The 19602-nt window shown below is 63.4% G+C and carries 20 protein-coding genes; 2 read left to right on the top strand and 18 right to left on the bottom strand.

The window, feature by feature from the left end:
* The 3 genes from JWQ24_RS11215 to JWQ24_RS11225 form a co-directional block, all read right to left on the bottom strand.
* A partial coding sequence (locus tag JWQ24_RS11215) for an ABC transporter substrate-binding protein (protein WP_299807619.1) occupies positions 1–938 on the bottom strand: 938 nt, incomplete at its 3' end.
* A 33-nt stretch (positions 939–971) separates the two neighbouring features.
* Positions 972–1718, bottom strand: a complete 747-nt coding sequence (locus tag JWQ24_RS11220; protein WP_299807621.1) for an ABC transporter ATP-binding protein — start codon at positions 1716–1718, stop codon at positions 972–974.
* Entirely contained in the window at positions 1711–2466 is a 756-nt protein-coding gene (locus JWQ24_RS11225) for an ABC transporter ATP-binding protein (RefSeq protein ID WP_299807623.1), read from the bottom strand. Before JWQ24_RS11225 ends, JWQ24_RS11220 begins: the two co-directional genes overlap by 8 nt.
* Positions 2467–2817: 351 nt before the next feature.
* On the opposite strand from JWQ24_RS11225, the gene JWQ24_RS11230 reads away from it, so the two are divergent.
* The gene (locus JWQ24_RS11230) at positions 2818–3420 is read left to right on the top strand and encodes a PAS domain-containing protein (protein ID WP_299807625.1); all 603 of its coding nucleotides are present in this window, start codon (positions 2818–2820) and stop codon (positions 3418–3420) included.
* A gap of 21 nt (positions 3421–3441) precedes the next feature.
* Here JWQ24_RS11230 and JWQ24_RS11235 read toward each other — a convergent pair whose 3' ends face one another.
* Positions 3442–3828, bottom strand: a complete 387-nt coding sequence (locus JWQ24_RS11235) for an ArsC family reductase (RefSeq protein WP_299807627.1) — start codon at positions 3826–3828, stop codon at positions 3442–3444.
* A 396-nt stretch (positions 3829–4224) separates the two neighbouring features.
* Between JWQ24_RS11235 and JWQ24_RS11240 the strand changes: the two genes are divergently transcribed.
* Positions 4225–5220, top strand: coding sequence for a 2-oxoglutarate and iron-dependent oxygenase domain-containing protein (locus tag JWQ24_RS11240; protein WP_299807630.1), 996 nt, complete (start codon positions 4225–4227; stop codon positions 5218–5220).
* Positions 5221–5289: 69 nt separating this feature from the next.
* On the opposite strand, the gene JWQ24_RS11245 is transcribed toward JWQ24_RS11240, so the two are convergent.
* From JWQ24_RS11245 to pdhA, 14 genes are all read right to left on the bottom strand, one after another.
* On the bottom strand, positions 5290–7410 hold the full coding sequence (locus JWQ24_RS11245; RefSeq protein ID WP_299807632.1) for a sodium-translocating pyrophosphatase: 2121 nt from the start codon (positions 7408–7410) through the stop codon (positions 5290–5292).
* Positions 7411–7599: 189 nt separating this feature from the next.
* Positions 7600–8583, bottom strand: coding sequence for a thiamine-phosphate kinase (thiL, locus tag JWQ24_RS11250; protein ID WP_299807633.1), 984 nt, complete (start codon positions 8581–8583; stop codon positions 7600–7602).
* A gap of 3 nt (positions 8584–8586) precedes the next feature.
* Positions 8587–9114 (bottom strand): transcription antitermination factor NusB, encoded by a 528-nt coding sequence (gene nusB / locus JWQ24_RS11255; protein ID WP_299807634.1) that lies wholly within the window; start codon positions 9112–9114, stop codon positions 8587–8589.
* Positions 9115–9117: 3 nt separating this feature from the next.
* Positions 9118–9609 carry a 6,7-dimethyl-8-ribityllumazine synthase gene (gene ribH / locus JWQ24_RS11260; RefSeq protein WP_299807636.1) on the bottom strand — a complete coding sequence of 164 codons (492 nt, stop codon included), beginning with the start codon at positions 9607–9609 and terminating at the stop codon, positions 9118–9120.
* A gap of 72 nt (positions 9610–9681) precedes the next feature.
* Positions 9682–10290, bottom strand: a complete 609-nt coding sequence (locus JWQ24_RS11265) for a riboflavin synthase (protein WP_299807638.1) — start codon at positions 10288–10290, stop codon at positions 9682–9684.
* Positions 10291–11445, bottom strand: a complete 1155-nt coding sequence (gene ribD / locus JWQ24_RS11270) for a bifunctional diaminohydroxyphosphoribosylaminopyrimidine deaminase/5-amino-6-(5-phosphoribosylamino)uracil reductase RibD (protein ID WP_299807640.1) — start codon at positions 11443–11445, stop codon at positions 10291–10293.
* Positions 11442–11924 (bottom strand): transcriptional regulator NrdR, encoded by a 483-nt coding sequence (gene nrdR / locus JWQ24_RS11275; protein ID WP_299807642.1) that lies wholly within the window; start codon positions 11922–11924, stop codon positions 11442–11444. The genes ribD and nrdR overlap by 4 nt, the downstream gene beginning before the upstream one ends.
* An 11-nt stretch (positions 11925–11935) precedes the next feature.
* On the bottom strand, positions 11936–13249 hold the full coding sequence (glyA, locus tag JWQ24_RS11280) for a serine hydroxymethyltransferase (protein WP_299807644.1): 1314 nt from the start codon (positions 13247–13249) through the stop codon (positions 11936–11938).
* 245 nt (positions 13250–13494) lie between these two features.
* A complete protein-coding gene (locus JWQ24_RS11285; RefSeq protein WP_299807646.1) occupies positions 13495–13734 on the bottom strand; it encodes a hypothetical protein in 240 nt (79 codons plus the stop codon).
* A 165-nt stretch (positions 13735–13899) separates the two neighbouring features.
* On the bottom strand, positions 13900–15318 hold the full coding sequence (gene lpdA, locus JWQ24_RS11290; protein WP_299807648.1) for a dihydrolipoyl dehydrogenase: 1419 nt from the start codon (positions 15316–15318) through the stop codon (positions 13900–13902).
* Positions 15319–15471: 153 nt separating this feature from the next.
* On the bottom strand, positions 15472–16803 hold the full coding sequence (locus tag JWQ24_RS11295) for a pyruvate dehydrogenase complex dihydrolipoamide acetyltransferase (RefSeq protein WP_299807650.1): 1332 nt from the start codon (positions 16801–16803) through the stop codon (positions 15472–15474).
* Between the two features lie 2 nt (positions 16804–16805).
* The gene (locus JWQ24_RS11300; protein WP_299807652.1) at positions 16806–17111 is read right to left on the bottom strand and encodes a DUF5076 domain-containing protein; all 306 of its coding nucleotides are present in this window, start codon (positions 17109–17111) and stop codon (positions 16806–16808) included.
* 4 nt (positions 17112–17115) lie between these two features.
* Positions 17116–18489 carry a pyruvate dehydrogenase complex E1 component subunit beta gene (locus JWQ24_RS11305; protein ID WP_299807654.1) on the bottom strand — a complete coding sequence of 458 codons (1374 nt, stop codon included), beginning with the start codon at positions 18487–18489 and terminating at the stop codon, positions 17116–17118.
* Positions 18490–18520: 31 nt separating this feature from the next.
* The gene (gene pdhA / locus JWQ24_RS11310) at positions 18521–19549 is read right to left on the bottom strand and encodes a pyruvate dehydrogenase (acetyl-transferring) E1 component subunit alpha (protein WP_299807656.1); all 1029 of its coding nucleotides are present in this window, start codon (positions 19547–19549) and stop codon (positions 18521–18523) included.
* Between the last annotated feature and the right edge of the window lie 53 nt (positions 19550–19602).

Below are 19602 nucleotides of genomic sequence, written 5' to 3' on the forward strand. Positions count from 1 at the left end.
CCGGCATAGACGCCCGCCTGCACCATCGACGGCGGTGCGCCGTTTTTCATCCGCGCCGCGAACTTCTTGGAGAAGGCGCGGGTCTGGTCGTTGAGATCCCAGTAGAAGGTCTCGGTGAAGCTCAGGCCCTGCGCGGTCTCGAGGCCGCTCGCCTTGTCGTCAGTAATGAAGACCAGCAGCGCCGCGAGCTTCTGGCCGCCCTTGGTGATGCCGAATTCGGCCGCCTGCTTGATCGAGTTGGTGGTGTCGCCGCCGGCGTTGGCCAGACCGATCACCTTGGCCTTGGATGACTGCGCCTGCAGCAGGAACGACGAAAAGTCCGCAGTGTTGAGCGGGGTCTTGACGCCGCCGACCACCTTGCCGCCGTTCGCCTTAATCACTTCCGTCGTGTCGCGCTCGAGCGCGGCGCCAAAGGCATAGTCGGCCGTCATGAAGAACCAGCTGTCCCCGCCGGACTTGACCATCGCCTGCCCGGTCGAATGGGCGAGCATGTAAGTGTCGTAAGTCCAGTGCACGGTGTTGGGCGTGCACTGCGCGTTGGTCAGGTCGGAGGTCGCGGCACCGGAATTGATGTAGACGCCGTTCTTTTCCTTAACGATGTTATTGACCGCCAGCGCCACGCCGGAATTCGGTACGTCGACGATGGTATCGACCTTGTCGATGTCGAACCACTGCCGCGCAATGTTGGAGCCGACGTCGGGCTTGTTCTGATGATCGCCGGAAATAATATCGATCGTCCAGCCCTTTGCCTTCAGGCCAGAATCCTCGGCCGCCATCTGCGCAGCCAGCGTCGAGCCGGGTCCGCCAAGGTCGGAGTAAAGCCCGGACTGGTCGCTCAGCGCGCCGATCTTGATGGTCTTGTCCTGCGCGGACGCGATGCCCGCTGTCGCCAGCGTCAGCGCGGTTCCGAGCAGTAATGCTGCGATTTTGCTTTTCATGATTAGTCCCCCTCCGGTTTTCTGGTGCGCCTGTCAGACGCCGAGATAGGTGTGCAGCTTGTCCATGTTCGCCGATAGTTCGGAATTGGCGAAGCCGTCAATGATCTTGCCGTGCTCAACAATGTAGTAGCGATCCGCCACGGTGGCGGCGAAACGGAAATTCTGCTCGACCAGCAGGATCGTGAAACCTTCCGATTTCAGCCGGGCGATGGTGTGCCCGATCTGCTGGATGATCACCGGCGCGAGACCTTCGGTCGGCTCGTCCAGCATCAGGAAGCGCGCGCCGGTGCGCAGGATGCGGCCGATCGCAAGCATCTGCTGCTCGCCGCCGGATAGTTTCGTGCCCTGGCTGTTAAGCCGCTCCTTGAGATTGGGAAACAGCTCGAAGATCGCATCGAGCGACAATCCGCCAGGCCGTACGATCGGCGGCAGCAGCAGGTTTTCCCGCACGTCGAGGCTTGCGAAGATGCCACGCTCTTCCGGGCAGAAGGCGATACCGAGCCGGGCAATCCTGTCCGACGTCGCCTTCGAGATGTCATGGCCGTCGAACTTGATCGAACCGGTACGCTTGCCGATGATACCCATGATCGACTTCAGCGTCGTGGTCTTGCCGGCGCCGTTACGGCCCAGCAAGGTCACCACTTCGCCCGGCTTCACGTTGAAATTGATGCCATGCAGGATGTGCGACTCGCCATACCACGCCTGGAGATTGTTGATCTCGAGTACCGGCTTTTCGGCCGTGGCTGACGTCGCGGGATCGACCATTGTCAACTCAGTCATGGCCTGCTCCCAGGTACGCTTCCTTGACGCGCGGGTCCTTGGTCAGATCGGCATAGCTGCCTTCGGCCAGCACCTTGCCGCGCGTCAAAACTGTAATGATGTCGGACAGATTGGACACCACGCTGAGGTTATGCTCGACCATCAGGATGGTATATTTCGCCGAAATCCGCTTGATCAGCGCGGCGATCTTGTCAATGTCCTCATGGCCCATGCCGGCCATCGGTTCGTCGAGCAGCATCATCTCCGGATCGAGTGCCAGCGTGGTGGCGATCTCCAAAGCGCGCTTGCGGCCGTAGGGCATCTCCACTGCGGGCGTCTGCGTGAACTCGCTCAGGCCGACATCTTCAAGCAGTTCCTCGGCGCGCCGGTTATACTGGTCGAGCACGTTCTTGGAGCGCCAGAAATCGAACGACGCACCATGCTGGCGCTGCAGTGCAACACGGACATTCTCCAGCGCGGTCAGGTGCGGAAACACCGCCGATATCTGGAACGAGCGCACCAGCCCCTGCCGAGCCACATCGGCCGGCGCCAACGCGGTGATATCACGGCCATTGTACAGGATCTGCCCTGCTGACGGACTCAGGAACTTGGTCAGCAGGTTGAAACACGTCGTCTTGCCGGCCCCGTTGGGACCGATCAGCGCGTGAATGGTACCGCGTTTGACCTTGAGATTGACATCGCGGACGGCGAAGAAGCCCGCGAATTCCTTGGTCAATCCGTGGGTTTCAAGAATGAACTCATCGGCCAAGCAAATTTCCCCCAGAAGCCTTTCCGTGCGTGTCGTCACGGGTGGCTATTTTTTCGGGCGGCCTGTTCCGGGTGCTTTCGCGCCCGTCCGGCTGCCTCAATCGGGAATATGCCGTCAACGACATGGTGAACGCAAGGTGCAATGCACCAGATTTTGTGGGCCGTTAGCCCCGGCAGCTTGGCCCTTAGTCGAATGGCGCCGTCGCCTTGCATGGTACATGCGGGTCACGCCCGCGCGACGGTCGGCGGAAAGCCGCTATTAATTGTATTATGATTGCTTACGGTATCGTAATGGATTGTTCGTCTCGAACGTCCACAGTACGGTATCCGACAGCACAACCGGATTGCAGCCGTGGATTTCCTGAGCGCCGATCCCTCCGTCGTGAAATCGATCCGGCAGCGCGATCTGCTGAATTGCTGGCTGCGGCTCTACGCCCGGCAGCAGTCCCTGCCGCGCATCGACGACTATCAACCGGAGCGTCTCGCAGAGGAATTGCCGGATCTGGTGAACTACATCGTCGATTCCGCCTCGCAGCCGCCACGCTTGATCATCGACAGCAGCGGCACGCGGATGTCGAACGCCTATGGCACCACCGGCAAGGGCCGTTATCTCGACGACTATGTCGGCCCGATTCTCGGCCCCTTGGTGCTGCCGATCTATGACGAATGCATGCGCCGCATGTTGCCGGTCTACACCGTCGCGATGGTTGACGACGTCAACGGCCGTGCCGTCGCCTATGAGCGCCTGCTGATGCCGTTCTCTGACGGCCACGGCGTCACGCACATCATGGCCTCGCTGAAAACTATCAGCGAGGACGGCGGCTTCGAAATCAAGAACCTGATGCGCGGCCACAAGATCCTTCCCACCCCCAAGATCCGCGCCGTGATCGACTGCAACCTGTTCCACCGCGCGCCGAGCCGCATTGTCGCCGACGATGTGGTGGAGATCGATTGAGACCTCAGCCGCAGCATCCGGCTACTTCACTTCCTTTTCGTAGATCTCCGGCCTGAAGCCGACCAGCAGCCGGCCGCCGAGGTCGAGCACCGGCCGCTTGATCATCGAGGGCTGCGCCAGCATCAACGCGATGGCGCGGGCTTCGGTGATGTCCTGCCTGTCGACCTCCTCGAGCTTGCGGAAGGTGGTGCCGGCGCGGTTCAGCAGCACCTCCCAGCCGACCGCCCTGGCCCAGCCGACGAGCCTGGCCTTGTCGATGCCTTCCGCCTTGTAGTCGTGAAACTGATAGGCGACGCCGTGGCTGTCGAGCCAGTTACGCGCCTTCTTCATCGTGTCGCAGTTCTTGATGCCGTAGATGGTGATCGCCTTGGCCATACCGTCCGCCTTGTTGAGAGCTTCGCCATCCATCGGACGCCGCCGGCCGCCGGGCAAGCCCTATCTGCCGCTGAACGACATTTCAGCGCGCTGCCTATCCTATGAGCTTGCCTGTTTTTGCGAACTTTGGTGAGGTCTGGGCGAGTAGAAGCAGTCAGGACCACCTTCAGGGGTTTGGGACATTGCTCGGCAGGGATCGATATTTCGTTCTGAAGCCGGCATCGCGCGATCTACCAGCCCTCTATCCAGGCGCGATATCCGGTTCGGTCCCTGACGGGGGAACGTCGAGTCGTTCGACGCCTCCGGCTATCCGGCGTGACGGCCACAAGCCGCCCTGCCAATCACCGGGAGTAGAAGCAGTCCTCGCACAAGCGGGACATTGCTCCTCTAACCTGCGGCATCAGCCGCGTTCGACGTTGGAGAACCACCATGACGGCTCAGAGCAACGCAGCCTACTCACTGGCCGAACTCAACCAGGAAACCAAATTCGGCGGCATCGGCAGCATCAAGCAGCGCGAAATCCGCAAGATCGACCTCGGCAATTTCGAGGCGCGCAGGCAGGAGATCGCCGACCAGCTATGGGAAGCCTCGACGCAGATCGGCTTCTTCCAACTCATCAACCACGGCATCCCGCAGGCGCAGGTCGACGAAGCCTTCGACATGACCGCGCGCTTTTTCGACCTGCCGAACGAGGAGAAGGCCAAAATGCCGCTCGGCCGCGGTACCAATGCCGGCTGGGAATACAAGAGCCAGGTCCGCCCCTCCACCGGGACCGCGGACAACAAGGAATCCTATCAGATCACGGTGCCGCGGATGGCCAAGCTTTGGCCCGACAGCGACGCCCTGCCCGGCTTCAAGGCCGCGATGCTGGCCTTCGAGCGCGCCAACTGGGCGGTCGGCATGAAGGTGCTGTCCTGCTTTGCCTTGAAGCTGGGTTTCAAGCCCGACTTCTTCACTGAAGCCCACGATCCGCAATCGACAGAATACCAGAGCACGCTGCGACTGCTGCATTATCTGCCGATGACCAACGCCAAGCCGGAAGACTTCACCGGCTGGCGCGCCGGCGCCCATACCGATTACGACTGCCTGACGCTGCTGCACCAGCGCACCGGCCAGGGCGGCCTGCAGCTTTGCCCCGGCAAGGAATCCACAGATCTGGAATGGACCGATGTCGAGCCGGCGCCAGGCGTCATCACCTGCAACATCGGCGACATGCTGCGACGCTGGAGCGACGACCAGTTGCTCTCGACGCTGCACCGCGTCCGGATGCCCGCGGCGGACGAATATCAGGGCCCGCGCTACTCATTGCCGTTCTTCTGCCAGGCCAACAGGGACTTCATGATCCAGGGTCCGGGCAAGGTCTACGAGCCGATCTCGGCGCATGACTACCTGCAGCAACGCATCGCCGCGAATTTCGCGGGATAACCCAGAGGTCCCGGATACAACGAAAAAGCCCCGCGGCTCGCGCCGCGGGGCTTTTGATTCATACGCCGCTCAATGCGCCATGATCGCCAGCAGCAAGAGCGCCACGATGTTGGTGATCTTGATCATCGGGTTGACCGCCGGGCCCGCCGTGTCCTTGTAGGGATCGCCAACGGTGTCGCCGGTCACCGCGGCCTTGTGGGCGTCCGAGCCCTTGCCGCCGAAGTGACCGTCCTCGATGTACTTCTTGGCGTTGTCCCAGGCGCCGCCGCCCGAGGTCATCGAGATCGCCACGAACAGGCCGGTGACGATAACTCCGAGCAGCATCGCTCCGACCGCCGAGAACGCCGCCGACTTGCCCTCCGCGCCGCCGCCGGCGATCGCGTAGATCAGGAAGTACACCACGATCGGCGACAGCACCGGCAGCAGCGACGGGATGATCATCTCCTTGATCGCCGCCTTGGTCAGCAGATCGACCGCCTTTTTGTAATCCGGCTTGTCAGTGCCCTGCATGATGCCCGGCTTTTCGCGGAACTGACGTCGCACTTCTTCCACGATGGCAGAGGCCGCGCGCCCCACCGCGGTCATGCCCATCGCGCCGAACAGGTATGGCAGCAAGCCGCCAAACAGCAGGCCGACCACCACATAGGGATTGTTCAGCGAGAAGTCCGGCAGCACGCCCTGGAAGTAAGGATACTTTGCGGCATTGGCGATGAAGAACTTGAGATCCTCATTATATGCCGCGAACAGCACCAGTGCGCCGAGACCGGCAGAGCCAATCGCGTACCCCTTGGTGACCGCCTTGGTGGTGTTGCCGACGGCGTCCAGCGCGTCGGTGGCCTTGCGGACTTCCTTCGGCAGCCCGGCCATTTCGGCAATGCCGCCGGCATTGTCGGTAACGGGGCCGAAGGCGTCGAGCGCCACGATCATGCCGGCCAGCGCCAGCATTGTGGTGGTGGCGATGGCGATGCCGAACAGGCCGGCCAGGCTGTAGGTGACCAGAATGCCGGCGATGATGACGAGCGCGGGACCCGCGGTCGACTCCATCGAGATCGCGAGGCCCTGGATCACGTTAGTGCCGTGGCCGGTGACGGATGACGCGGCGATCGACTTCACCGGGCGATACTGTGTGCCGGTGTAGTATTCGGTGATCACGATGATCAGCGCAGTGACGACGAGGCCAGCGACGCCGCATTCGAACAATGCGAGCCCGGTGTACTTCACGCCGGCCAGCGGGCCAAAGCCAATCAGCCACCAGATCACCAGAGCGACGCCGAATAGCGACAGCACGCCGGTGGCGATCAGGCCCTTGTACAAGGCGCCCATAATCGACTGGCTCGGCCCGAGCTTGACGAAGAAGGTACCGGCAATCGAGGTCAGAATGCAGATGCCACCAATCGCCAGCGGCAGCGTCATCATGTTGACCAGCAGCGGCGAACTCGCAAAGAAGATCGCGGCCAGCACCATCGTGGCGACCGCGGTCACCGCATAGGTCTCGAACAGGTCGGCCGCCATGCCGGCGCAGTCACCGACATTGTCGCCGACGTTGTCCGCGATGGTCGCAGGGTTGCGCGGATCGTCCTCGGGAATCCCGGCCTCGACCTTGCCGACCAGATCGCCGCCGACATCGGCACCCTTGGTGAAGATGCCGCCGCCGAGACGCGCGAAGATCGAGATCAGCGACGCGCCGAAGCCCAGCGCCACCAGCGCATCGACGACGATGCGGCTGTTGGCGGCGTGGCCGAGTACATGGGTGAGATAGGCGAAGTAGATGGTGACGCCGAGCAACGCCAGACCCGCCACCAGCATGCCGGTGATAGCGCCGGCCTTGAAGGCCAGTTCAAGGCCGCCTGCCAGCGAAATCGTCGCCGCCTGTGCGGTGCGAACGTTGGCGCGCACCGACACATTCATGCCGATGAAACCGGCGGCGCCCGACAGCACCGCACCGATCAGGAAGCCGAACGCGACCAGCATGCCGAGGAAGTACGCCAGCAACAAGAAGATCACGACGCCGACGATGCCGATGGTGAGATACTGACGCTTCAAGTACGCCTGCGCGCCCTCGCGCACCGCTTCTGCGATTTCCTGCATCCGCGCATTTCCGGCATCCGCCTTCATCACCGACGCCGTCGCCCAGATCGCGTATACGATCGAAAGTGCCCCGCAGAGCACGATCACCCACAATGCTGTCATGGAATGCCTCAGTCCTTCCTGCCCCGCGCCCGATTTTCGGACGCATAAAAAGGAGGCCTGCCCACACGTGAGGACGGCCTCTCGTAAGCCGAGCATGGCAAAATCGCCCACAGGGTGCAACGCTGCGAAAGGCTTAACCTTGGTATTTTTGAGAGGATGTAACGACTTCCTGACGGCTGGATGACAGCGTCAGAAGTGACTGTAGGACAGCCGTGTCAGCGCCATCGCCCCACCCTGCGCATCGAGGAAGCGCGGCCCGGAGGATCCCTCGACAATCCGGCCGATCGTGGTCACCGCGACGCCGGCCTGCCAGGCATCAGCCGCGAAAGCGGCGAAGCGCTCCTCGGGAACAGTGCATAGGATTTCATAGTCGTCGCCGCCGGACAGGATGGATTCTATGCTGGCCAGTCCGCGCTCCGCCAGAAACATGACCGGCGCCGACAGCGGCACCGCGGCCGCATCGATGTCGGCCGAGACGCGGGACACGTCGCACAATTTGGCAAGATCGCCGGCAAGGCCATCCGAGACATCCATTGCCGCACTGGCATGGTCGCGCACGACCCAGGCCAGCGCGCTGCGCGGCTGCGGCACGCGATAGCGCGACACCAGCAAGTCCCGCAGCGCGGGCTGATCCACCAATGCCGTCGCCACAGCGCCGCCGCGCAGCGCCGCAAGCCCAAGCGCGGCGTCGCCGATCGTGCCAGTGACCACCACACGGTCGCCGGCCGCGGCACCCGCGCGTCGCACCATTTTTCCCGTGGGCACGCGGCCGAAGGCGGTGACCGAGATCATCAGCGGGCCAGGCGTCGAGACCGTGTCACCGCCGAGCAGCGCGCAGCCAAACTGTGCCACGTCCTCGCCGAGGCCGCGCGCGAATTCGGCCAACCACGCCTCATCGGTGTCGCGCAACGCCAGCGTCAGCACGAAGCCGGCCGGCACGGCGCCCTTGGCGGCGAGATCGGACAGGTTCACGCGCAACGCTTTTCGCGCGATACTGTCGGCGGGATCGTCGGGCAGGAAATGCACGCCTTCGACGATGGCGTCGGTGTTAACGACGATATCCTCACCGGCCGACTTCAGCACCGCCGCGTCGTCGGTCAGCCCGAAGGCGCCGGGGTCGGTGGCAAGCGGCTTGAAGTAGCGGGCGATGAGGGAGTCTTCGCCGGAAGCCATGCTTCAGCTCCGCGAAAACTCGTCGTTGCGAAATTGCCGGGCGATCTGGTCGAGCACGGCATTGACCATGCCGGTCTCGTCACCCTCAACGAAGGCATGCGCGACATCGACATATTCGGAGACGATCACGCGCGCCGGGATATCCTTGCGATGCTCCAGCTCATAGGCGCCGGCCCGCATCACCGCGCGCAGGATCGCCTCGATGCGCTGCAACGGCCAGCCGCGCGACAGCGCGTCATCGATCAAGGGATCAAGCTTGTTCTGGTCGCGCACAACGCCCGCGACGATATCGCGGAAGAACGCTTCTTCGGCGGGCAGGTACTGGTCGCCCTCGACCTCGTTGCCGAGCCAATGGCTCTCGAACTCGGCGAAGATGTCGTTGATGCCGGCGCCGCCGATATCCATCTGGTACAGCGCCTGCACAGCTGCCAGCCGCGCCGCGCCGCGCTTGTTGGCCTTCTTTTCAGCCGGCTTGGCATCGACTGATTTCTTGTCGGACTTCTTGACGGTCGCCTTCTTGATCTCTGCCATGTCTCAGCTCTTCGCCAGACGGCGTTTGATCCGCAGCATCGCCAGCGCCGCCCGCGCCGCGTCGCCGCCCTTGTTGAGCTCGGAAGCGCGTGCCCGCGCCCAAGCCTGCTCGTCGGTGTTCACCGTGATGATGCCGTTTCCGAGCGGGATGCGGCGCTGCACCGCGAGGTCCATCAGCGCGCGCGAGGATTCCATCGAAACGATCTCGAAGTGGATGGTGTCGCCGCGCACCACGCAGCCCAGCGCGATCGCCGCGTCATAGGGCTCGTCGTTCTTCTCGGCGGCATCGAGCGCGATCGCGATCGCTGCCGGAATTTCCAGCGCGCCGGGCACGGTGAGGACCGTGTGGGTGACGCCGGCCGCGGTCAGTTCGGCGACCGCGCCTTCCATCATCGCGTCCTGGATATCGTCATAGAAACGGGCCTCGACAATCAGCACCCGGGCGCCGGAAATGTCGGTTTGGTCCTGCAACTGGGCGCGTCGCGCGTCTGCCATTATCTACCTGTTGTCATCATCTGAATTGGCATGCGTTTTAGGCGCAGCAGCCGGCAAAGCCAAGCTTTGCGGCTATTTCATTTCCGAAAGCCGCGCCGCGTAGCGCGCCATCAGGTCGACTTCGAGATTGACCTCATGGCCGGCCTGCCAGTCGCCGACAGTCGTCACGGACAGCGTATGCGGGATGATCAGCACCGAAAACGTCACGTCATCGACGGTATTCACCGTCAGCGACGCACCATCCAGCGTCACCGAGCCCTTGGTGGCGATGAACCGAGCCAATTCGCGGCTGGTGCGCAGCGTGAAGCGCGCCATGTCCGGCAGGTTATCTCGCGCCAAAATGCTGGCGATGCCGTCGACATGGCCGGCGACGATGTGGCCGCCGAGTTCGTCGCCGATCTTCAGCGCGCGCTCCAAATTGAGGCGGGTTCCGACCTTCCAGTGCCGGGCGGTCGTCATGCCCAGCGTTTCCGCGCCGGCATCGACCTCGAACCAGGTGCGATCGCCAGTCGTGCCGGAGCCGACCACCGTGAGACAGACGCCGTTGCAGGCGATCGAGGCGCCGTCGGCAATTCCCGTCTGGTCATAGCGGCACAGGATGCGCAGCCGGTGCAGCTGGCCCTGCGCCGTCGGCGTCAGGGTCTCGATTTCGCCGATGTCGGTGACAATGCCGGTAAACATCTATGCACGCTCGTAAATGGTCAGGGTGTCGTTTTCGATCGCTTCGCTAGCACGGGCCTTGAGGCAGGGCGACCCGGTGATCACCGATAGCGGCAATGCGTCCAGCGCCGGGACGCCGCCCCCGCCGATGTCATTCGCACCGCGAAACAGCCAGACCTCGTCGACCAGATCGGCCGCCACGAACGACGCCGCGACCTTCGAGCCGCCCTCGACCAAAAGCCGCGTGATGCCCTTCTCCGCCAGCGTCTTCAGCACGGCGGACAGATCCAGCCCCGGCGGCGGCGAGGTCGTCACCGGCACGCGCAGCACATGCCCGCCCGCCGCGCCGAGCTTCATCGCGGCAGGCGCTTCGGAGAGGCTGGAAGTCATCACCCACAAGGGATGGGCACGCGCCGAATGCACGAGCTTCGTGGTGCCCGGCAACCGCAGCGCGCGGTCGAGCACCACCCGCACCGGCGAGCGCGCCGCCATGCCGGGCAGCCGGCAGGTAAGTTCGGGGTCGTCCGAAAGCACCGTGCCGATGCCGACCAGCACGGCATCGCACTGCGCGCGCAATAGATGCACGCGCGACCGCACCATTTCGCCGGTCACCGCGACGGGCTTCCGCCCGGCAGCGCCGATCATGCCGTCCGGCGACACCGCGAGCTTAAGAACCACATGCGGGCGCTTGTCGCGGATGCGGCGGAAATGACCGGCGTGATCGTGTGCGGCATCTTCCGCACACAGCCCGACATCGACCTTGATGCCGACGGCGCGCAGGCGTGCATGGCCCTGCCCCGCGACTTCCGGATTGGGATCCTCGATGGCCGACACCACCCGGGCGATGCCCGCTTTGATAATCGCGTCCGCGCAAGGCGGCGATTTGCCGACATGCGAGCACGGCTCCAGCGTGACATAGAGCGTAGCGCCGCGCGCGGCGTCGCCGGCCTGCGCCAGCGCCACCGGCTCGCCGTGCGGCCGGCCGCCGGGCTGAGTCCAGCCGCGGCCGACAACGACGCCGTCCTTGACGATCACAGCGCCAACGGCGGGATTGGGCCAGGTACGACCCTGCCCGCGGCGGCCGAGCGTCAGCGCCAGTTGCATGAAGCGGCGGTCGGTCGCCTTCGCTTCAGCAGATTTTTCGGCATGCTGGTCTTCCAGGATGCGGAAGATCATTTTCGCAACGGGATTGGCTTCGGGTCGTCTTCGCCGGACAGTTCGCCAAGCACCGCCTCGAAATCCTTGGCCTCGCGAAAATTGCGATACACCGAGGCAAAGCGGACATAAGCGACGTCGTCGAGCTGGCGCAGATGCTCCATCACGATCTCGCCGATTGTCTCCGAGGAAATCTCGGCCTCGCCGCCGCTTTCCAGCTCGCGCACGATCGCCGACACCATCTTTTCGACCCGCTCCGGATCGACGGGCCGCTTGCGCAGGGAGATCTGCAGCGAGCGCACCAGCTTGTCGCGATCGAACGGCACCCGGCGGCCGGCGCGCTTGATCACCGTCAATTCCCGCAACTGCACCCGCTCGAAGGTGGTGAAGCGGAAATTGCAGGTAATGCAGACACGCCGCCGTCGGATGACCGCGGAATCTTCCGTGGGACGCGAGTCCTTGACCTGCGTATCCAGGCTATTGCAGTTCGGACATCGCATTCCAAAGACCCTTACTGATAGATCGGGAAACGGTCGGTCAGCGCTCTGACCCGCTCCTTGATGGCGGCCTCGACCAGCGGCGCGCTGCCGTCGCCGGACTGCGCCACCGCGCTCAGCACCTCGGCGATCATCTCGCCGGTCTGCTTGAACTCCGCGATGCCGAAGCCGCGCGTGGTCGCCGCAGGCGTGCCGAGACGGATGCCCGAAGTGATCCACGGCTTCTCGGGATCGTAGGGCACACCGTTCTTGTTGCAGGTGATGCCGGCGCGAACCAGCGCCTTCTCCGAAACGTTGCCCTTCAGGCCCTTCGGCCGGAGGTCGACGAGCATCAGATGATTGTCGGTGCCGCCCGAGACGATGTCGTAGCCCTGCGCGCGCAGCGTTTCGGCCAGCGCCTTGGCGTTCTCGACGACGTTCTTGGCGTAGACCTTGAAGTCGGGCTGCAGTGCTTCCTTGAACGCCACCGCCTTGGCGGCGATGACATGCATCAGCGGGCCACCCTGCAGGCCGGGGAAGATCGCCGAGTTCAGCTTCTTGGCGAGCGCCTCGTCATTGGTGAGGATCAGGCCGCCACGCGGGCCGCGCAGCGACTTGTGCGTCGTGGTGGTGGTAACGTGGGCGTACGGCACCGGCGAAGCATGCTGACCACCGGCGACGAGGCCGGCGAAATGCGCCATGTCGACCAGCAGGTAGGCGCCGACGCTGTCGGCGATCTCGCGGAAGCGCTTGAAGTCCCAGGCGCGTGAATAGGCGGAGCCGCCGGCGATGATCAGCTTCGGCTTCACTTCCTCGGCCTGCTTGGCCAGCGCGTCCATGTCGATCAACTGGTCGTCCTGGCGCACAGTATAGTGCGCCGGCTTGAACCACTTGCCGGACATGTTGACCGGCGAACCGTGGGTGAGATGGCCGCCGGCGGCCAGATCGAGGCCCATGAAGGTGTCGCCGGGCTGCAGCAGCGCCAGGAACACCGCCTGGTTCATCTGGCTGCCGGAATTCGGCTGCACGTTGGCGAAGGCAGCGCCGAACAACTTCTTGGCGCGCTCGATCGCCAAATTCTCAGCGATATCGACGAATTCGCAGCCGCCGTAATAGCGCGCGCCAGGATAGCCCTCGGCGTATTTGTTGGTCATCACCGAGCCCTGCGCTTCCATCACGGCGCGGCTGACGATGTTCTCCGAGGCAATCAGTTCGATCTCGTGACGCTGCCGGCCGAGTTCGCCCTGGATCGCGGCGGCGATCTCCGGATCGGACTCAGCGAGCGGAGCAGTGAAGAACGAGTCGGGCGCGGAAGCGGTCTTTGCGCTGGAATTGGCCGGGGACGTCATGGTGGCAATATCTCCACCGCCGCAGCCTGTTGCAGGGTGCGGGCGGTCACGGGTGGCGATCATAAGCGGCGCGCGCCAGATACCACATCTGGCCCGTTTGGCCAAGGTTTTGAGCCTAAAGGGCAATATTCAGGCAGCTGGAATGGTGCAATAGGGCAGATGCCACGCCTCAGGCGCGGTGCGGCATGTTCATGCCGCGCCGCAACCTGCTTTTGTCGCCCTCGCTTGCGATACCGCCGTCGGAATCAGCGCCCGGCAGGGGCCGAGATCGCCTCGCCCTCAAAACGGCCGTCATAGCCGCCGCCGTAGGACGGACCGCGGTTGAAGCCCCATTGATTGAGCGATTCGCGTGAATCGGCGGTAGTGCCGGTGTTCTGTTGCGGCGCCGGATTGCGCACATGGTGGCGTTGCGCCGCACTGGCGGCCGTCGCGAAGGACAGCAGGATCAAGGCCGAACCGGCCGCAGCCAAAATGATCTTCTTCATGACTTTCTCCGATGATCGTCGGCGCATTCGCGTCGGCCGTTTAACGCCAACCGCCGCGCATGCAGCCGTTGGTCGGACCATCAGATAAAGCTGCATCAGAAAAAGTTTAGCTCGCCTGCTATCACAAGCAGGCGAGCTAATTTGTTAGCCCGAGATGGCCTCTGGCTACATATTCAGCACCTGGCCATAGGCATCCAGCACGGCTTCCTTCATCGTCTCCGAGATGGTCGGATGCGGGAAGATGGTGTGGAACAGTTCCTCTTCCGTGGTCTCGAGATTCATCGCGACGACAAACCCCTGAATCAGTTCGGTGACTTCGGCCCCGACCAGATGCGCGCCGAGCAATTGCCCGGTCTTCTTGTCGAACACCACCTTGCACATGCCCTGATCCTCGCCCATCGCGATCGCCTTGCCGTTCGCGGTGAACGGGAAACGGCCGACGCGGATTTCGCGGCCGCTCTCCTTGGCCTTGGCTTCGGTGAGACCGACGGAGGCCACCTGCGGATGGCAATAGGTGCAGCCGGGAATGAGAAGCTTGTCCATCGGATGCGGGCTCATGCCCTTGATCTTCTCGACGCAGATCACACCTTCATGCTCGGCCTTGTGCGCCAGCATCGGGGGGCCGGCAACGTCACCGATGGCGTAGATGCCGGGCACGTTGGTGCGGCCGTAAGCGTCGATCACGATGCAGCCGCGCTCGGTCTTGACGCCGAGCTTCTCGAGACCAAAGCCTTCGATGTTGCCCACCACACCGACCGCGGAAATCACGCGGTCGAATTCCTGGGTCACCGGCTTCTTGCCGTCATCGATGGTGGCGACAACGCTGTCGGCCTTCTTGTCGAGCTTCGTCACCTTGGTGTTGGCGAGGATCTTGATGCCCTGCTTCTCGAACTGTTTTCGCGCGAACGCTGCGATCTCGGCGTCCTCGACCGGCAGGATCTGCGGCAGCACCTCGACCACCGTGACCTCGGCGCCCATTGTCCGGTAGAACGATGCGAACTCGATGCCGATGGCGCCGGAGCCGACCACCAGCAGCGACTTCGGCATCTTGTCCGGATTCATCGCCTCGAAATAGGTCCAGACCAGCTTCTTGTCGGGCTCGAGGCCCGGCAGCGCGCGCGGCCGTGCGCCGGTGGCGACGATGATGTGCTTGGCGGTATAGGCGCCCTCGCCCAGCGCGCCCTTGGGCGCGGCGGCATCCGTCTTCGCCACCGTGAACTTGCCAGCGGCCTCCAGCGTCGCCTCACCCCAGATGATGGCGATCTTGTTCTTGTTCATCAGATATTCGACGCCGCCATTGAGACGCTTCACGACGCCGCGCGAGCGGGCGATCACTGCCTTGATATCAAATGAGATGTTGTCTGCGGACAGGCCGTAGTCCTTGGCGTGCTGCATGTAGTGGTAGATCTCGGCCGAGCGCAGCAGCGCCTTGGTCGGAATGCAGCCCCAGTTGTTGCAGATACCGCCGAGATAGGCCTTCTCGACGATCGCCGTCTTGAAGCCGAGCTGCGCGGCACGGATCGCGGTCACGTATCCGCCGGGACCGGAACCGATCACGACGACGTCGAAGGATGTATCAGCCATGGGTATTTGCCTGTTTGTCGTTAGGTAATCGCACTGCTGTTTCAGCCGTCATTGCGAGGATCGAAGCGACGAAGCAATCCAGGAGGCCATGCACGCAAGGAAGACTGGATTGCTTCGCTGCGCTCGCAATGACGGTGGAGACGCCGGAGCGCATCACACCACCATCATGACCGGATTTTCAATCAGCATACGGAATGCGCTGACAAGCTCTGCGCCGAGCGCACCGTCAACGGCGCGATGGTCGCAGGACATCGTCACGCTCATGACATTGGCGATCTCGATCTTGCCGTTCTTCACGACGGCGCGCTGTTCGCCGGCACCGACCGCGAGGATGGTCGACTGCGGCGGATTGATCACCGCGGTGAAGTCCTTGATGCCATACATACCGAGGTTCGACACCGATGACGTGCCGCCCTGATATTCTTCGGGCTTCAGCTTGCGGGCGCGCGCGCGCGCCGCGAGGTCTTTCATCTCTGCCGAAATCGCGGACACCGTCTTGATGTGCGCGTTGCGAATAACCGGCGTGATGAGCCCGCTCGGGACCGAGACTGCGACACTGACATCCGACACCTTGTGCTTCAGCATCGCACCATCGGTCCAGGTCACGTTGGCATCTGGCACGCGCTGAAGCGCGACAGCCAGCGCCTTGATGACGAAGTCGTTGACCGAGAGCTTGTAGGCAGGCTTGCCTTCCTTGTTCTTCGGCGCCGATGCGTTGATCTCTTCACGCGCGACGAGAAGCTTGTCGATGTTGCAATCCACCGTGAGGAAGAAGTGCGGAATGTCGCGCGCTGATGTGGTGAGGCGCTGCGCGATGGTTTTGCGCATGCCGTCATGCGGGATGACCTCGTAGTCAGCTTCCTTGTAGAGCGCGCGGATCTGCTGATCGCTGGGCCCGGCTGGTGCGGATGGCGATGCCGCAAGCGCCTTCAGGCCGACGCCGGACTTCGCCGTTTCGACATCCTTGGCGATGACGCGGCCATGCGGGCCGGAGCCGTTGATGCGGCCGATCTCGATGCCGGCGTCCTTGGCGAGACGCTTGGCCAACGGCGATGCGAATACACGGGCACCATTGCTGGCAGGCGCGGCGGGGGCCGGCGCTGCAACGGGTGCTGGCGTCTTCGCGGCAGTTGCGGCCGGCGCTGCAGCAGCCTTCGGCGCTTCCTTGGTAACTTCCCTGGGCGCTTCAGCAGCAGCCGGCTTCGGCTTATCAGCCGCTGCCCCTGCCGCCTTCACATCCTCGCCGTCGCCGGCAAGCACCGCGATGATGGCGTTGACCGCAACGTCCTGGGTGCCTTCCGGCACCAGGATTTTGGCGATCGTGCCCTCATCGACGGCCTCGACTTCCATCGTCGCCTTGTCAGTCTCGATCTCGGCGATCACGTCGCCGGACTTGACCTTGTCGCCCTCTTTCTTGAGCCACTTGGCAAGGTTGCCTTTTTCCATCGTAGGCGACAGCGCGGGCATCAGAATGTTGATTGGCATTGTCAGTGACCTTGTTGCGACCGCGGCGTGGTGTTGCCCACGTCGGTCGGGCGCGCGATTTCGGCTTCAAACATTTCGACGATGCGGTTCAGCGCCTCGTCTTCGGAATATTCGCTATCGCGCGCATAAGCGCGCGCGGCATGGCGGGCGATGTCGACTAGCAGCATGCCCCACATATCGGGCTCCTCGAACGCGCGGGTGAACGCGATCGACAACCCGCCGTCGAGCACGAAGGCGCGCAGCACCTCGGTGGCGTCGTCGCGACCCATCACATCCGGCGGCAGTGGCTGTTCCTTCGGCCCGGCCATCAGATCACCGATAGCAAACGGCTTTGGCGGCCGCGACCACGTCGGCCACCGAAGGCAGCGCCAGCTTTTCGAGATTGGCGGCGTAAGGCATCGGCACGTCCTTGCCGGACACCCGGCCGACCGGCGCGTCGAGATAGTCGAACGCCTGCTCCATGATGCGGGCGGCGACTTCGGCGCCGACGCCGGACTGCTGCCAGCCTTCTTCCACCGTGACCGCGCGGCCGGTCTTCTTGACCGAGGCGATGATGGTCTCGGTGTCCAGCGGACGCAACGTGCGCAGGTCGATGACCTCAGCCTCGATGCCCTCTTTCGCCAGTTCCTCGGCAGCCTTCAGCGCGTAGTTCATGCCGTTCGACCACGACACCAGCGTGACGTCCTTGCCGGTGCGGGCGACCTTGGCCTTGCCGATCGGCACGATGTAGTCGTCGAGCTTCGGCACTTCGCCGGTGTGCCCGTAGAGCATTTCGTTCTCGAGGAAGATGACCGGATTGGGATCGCGGATCGCGGCCTTAAGCAGGCCCTTGTAGTCCGCGGCGGAATGCGGCGCGACGACCTTGAGGCCAGGGATCTGCGAGTACCAGGCCGAATAGTCCTGGCTGTGCTGCGCGCCGACGCGGGCGGCAGCGCCGTTCGGGCCGCGGAACACGATCTGACAGGTCATCTGGCCGCCCGACATGTACAACGTCTTGGCGGCAGAGTTGATGATCTGGTCGATCGCCTGCATGGCGAAATTGAAGGTCATGAACTCGACGATCGGCTTCAGCCCGGACATCGCCGCACCGACGCCGACACCGGCAAAGCCGTGCTCGGTGATCGGGGTGTCGATGACGCGGCGCGCGCCGAATTCCTGCAGCAGGCCCTGGGTCACCTTGTAGGCGCCCTGATATTCCGCGACTTCCTCACCCATGATGAAGACGTCTTCATCGCGGCGCATTTCTTCGGCCATCGCGTCGCGCAAGGCTTCGCGGATGGTCATGGTCACCATCTCGGTGCCCTCCGGAATTTCCGGGTCGAGCTCGACGGCTTTCACCGGCGCGACAGGCGCGGTGTCGACAGACTTGGCTTCAGCAACGGGGGCTGAAGATTCCGCGGCCTTCTCGTGCCTGGCCGGCGTCGGCTCAGCGGAGGCATCCTCGCCATCGGCCAGAATGGTGGCGATCGGCGTGTTCACCGCAACGTCGTTGGTGCCTTCAGCGACCAGGATCTTGCCGAGGGTGCCCTCGTCGGTCGCTTCGACTTCCATCGTGGCTTTATCGGTCTCGATCTCGGCGATCACGTCGCCGGACTTGATGACATCGCCTTCCTTCTTCAGCCACTTGGAGAGGTTGCCCTTCTCCATGGTCGGGGACAGCGCGGGCATCAGCACTTGAATGGCCATAGTAACTCCAGGTCGACTTTAAGCTGCGCGCTTAGCGATAGACATCGGTGTAAAGCTCGGACGCGTCAGGCTCGGGATCCTGCTGCGCGAATTCCGCGGATGCATTGACGATGTCGCGCACCTCGGCATCGATCGCCTTGAGGTCCTGTTCGCTCACGCCGGCAGCCAGCAGGCGGTTGCGGACCTGCTCGATCGGATCCTGATCGTGGCGGACTTTGTCGACCTCTTCGCGGGTGCGATACTTGGCGGGATCCGACATCGAATGGCCGCGGTAGCGATAGGTCTGCATCTCCAGAATGTACGGCCCCTTGCCGGCGCGGCACCATGCCACAGCCTTGTCGCCGGCTGCCTTGACGGCGCGGACGTCCATGCCGTCGACCTGCTCGCCGGGAATGTTGAAGGAGATGCCGCGCTTGGAGAAGTCGGTCTGCGCCGAGGAGCGCGTCACCGAGGTGCCCATCGCATAGCGGTTGTTCTCGATGATGTAGATCACGGGAAGCTTCCACAGCTCCGCCATGTTGAAGCTTTCGTAGACCTGGCCCTGGTTCGACGCGCCATCGCCGAAGTAAGCGAGGCTGACGAGGTCGTTACCGCGGTAGCGGTTGGCGAAGGCGAGGCCCGTGCCGAGCGACACCTGGGCGCCGACGATGCCGTGGCCGCCGTAGAAATTCTTGTCCTTGCTGAACATGTGCATGGAGCCACCCTTGCCCTTGGAGTAGCCTCCGCGGCGTCCGGTCAGCTCGGCCATGACGCCATTGGCATCCATGCCGCAAGCAAGCATATGGCCGTGGTCGCGATAGCCGGTGATCACCTGATCACCTTCCTTCAGCGCCATCTGCATGCCGACGACAATGGCTTCCTGGCCGATGTAGAGATGGCAGAAACCGCCGATCGCACCCATGCCGTAAAGCTGGCCCGCCTTTTCCTCGAAGCGCCGGATCAGCAGCATGTCGCGCAACGCGCGCAGCTCCTGCTCGCGGTTGAGATCGGGCAGCGACGGCTGGGTTACGCCATTGCCCGTTGCCTGCCCTGCGGGAGCGCTTTTCTTCGGTGCGGCCATAAGAATTCCGATGCGAGAGTGAATGGCCCTCTCTACTCCAACTCCAAACGGCT

The sequence above is a fragment of the Tardiphaga sp. genome (genome assembly GCF_028290495.1).
In the GTDB taxonomy this organism is placed as follows: Bacteria; Pseudomonadota; Alphaproteobacteria; order Rhizobiales; family Xanthobacteraceae; genus Tardiphaga.